This window comes from Bartonella capreoli, from assembly GCF_902813205.1.
Lineage (GTDB): Bacteria > Pseudomonadota > Alphaproteobacteria > Rhizobiales > Rhizobiaceae > Bartonella > Bartonella schoenbuchensis.
Genome location: NZ_CADDZX010000042.1, coordinates 1 through 1,587, shown reverse-complemented (window position 1 = coordinate 1,587; position 1,587 = coordinate 1). Strand labels below are relative to the sequence as shown.

Here is a 1,587-nt window from a genome sequence, read left to right as displayed (position 1 = left end):
CTATAGCTCCATAGATTCCACCGATTTTTGCAGCGCGTATTGTATTAAACTTTGCTACTGCTTTTTTTGCCGCTGCTTCCCCTGCAAGTTTCGCCTCTGCCCGTGTGGCACCTTGCGCTAATGCAGATTGAAATGCTTTTGCCTCTGCTCTACTTGCATAATCTGCAGCTGCACCTGAAGTTCTTGTGGCTGCCTTATTTATAGGGCTCATTACAGCTTTACCTACAGCTTTTGCTGCTGTAGGAGCACCACGTATAGCACTGGGAATAGCACGTCCAGTAGCAACTGCACCACGTCCAACAGCAGCAGGAGCAGCACGCATAGCAGCGGGAACAGCGCGTACAGCTGAAGGCATAGCGCGCATAGCAGCAGGAGCACCACGTATAGCAGCAAGTGCACCACGTCCAATAGCAGCACCACCCGCTACAACAGGGCCTCCAACTATTGCAGGAACTAGAGCTGCCACACCACCAGCTAAATTACCGGCGAAATAAGCATAAGGATGCTCTTTTGCCAACAATTTTTGATAATCACGCCTTCTTTTCACCCCGTCGTCATATTTTTCTTTCGCAAAAAGTGCCCCTATTTCATCATCATAGCCCAAAGTCGCTCCGTGAACTGTCCCCCATCCTAAAGCCTCCTTAATACTCGTTTTAGGGCTATCTTCTTGTGTCGTTGTTTTATTTTGTGTCGTTGTCCCATTATTGTTTGCGATAGGAACACTTTTATTTCCCTTATTTTTCGAGAAAAGTTCTCGGAGTTGTTCCGGAGTAAAATCATCTATATGACCAAGAACTTCAGTATTTTTACGATGAATAAGAGGAGGCCTTTCCGTCATAATGGGTTGTCTTAACTCAGCCATTGCTTTGTTTCCTTTTAATACGACCGTCACTATCACGGAATACATCACCTTCTGGTAATGTATCAAACTGTTCATCATCCATCACATATGACGGCAGATTTTGCTGCTCATCTTGCATTTGCTGTGCCTTATCTTGATTTTTATAAGCCTCAAGTCCGTATGCTTCTTGAACAAGTTTTTGAACAAGTTCAGGTGATACTTCTCCTTCACTAAAAAGAAGTATCCGCGTTGCTTTATTGGCTTTCTCGTAAGTATCAATAATCGTTTGGAAAGATTCTTTCATCTGCTCAGGTGAAAGGTCTTGCTCTAAAGCAGCTATAGAGTTCTGCAGTGCCATAAATTCAACGTTAGATAAGTTCCCAAAGCCCGATGCTCCATTTGGAGAATAATGTTTCATTTGTTGCAATTTATCAATTGCAATGTTTGCCTTAATAACATTAAGCATAGACTTAAATTGAGAAGCAGGTGTTCCTGGTATGAGCGATTCCCAATAACCCGAAAAACCAACAACGCTAGGATTTTTATCCAATTTTTCCTTTAATTTTTTTACCGTTCCAATTAACTGTTCTGCTTTAAAAGAACTGTTTGCAAATTCTGCTTTTTTCTTGTTCTCTTCATCTATTCTTTTACGCTCTGCATCGCTTCCTGGAATAAGTACAGAACGTAGGTTGCCATTTTCATCTTTGACAAACATATGTCCAAGCTCAGGCCTTGAACGCATATTG

The 1,587-nt window shown here is 42.3% G+C and carries 2 pseudogenes; both read right to left on the bottom strand.

The features are described from left to right. A pseudogene (locus J7R05_RS07080) lies at positions 1-862 on the bottom strand (hypothetical protein); the annotation flags it as partial. Further along, positions 855-1,587: pseudogene (locus J7R05_RS07075) on the bottom strand (hypothetical protein); the annotation flags it as partial. The pseudogenes J7R05_RS07075 and J7R05_RS07080, both read right to left, overlap by 8 nt.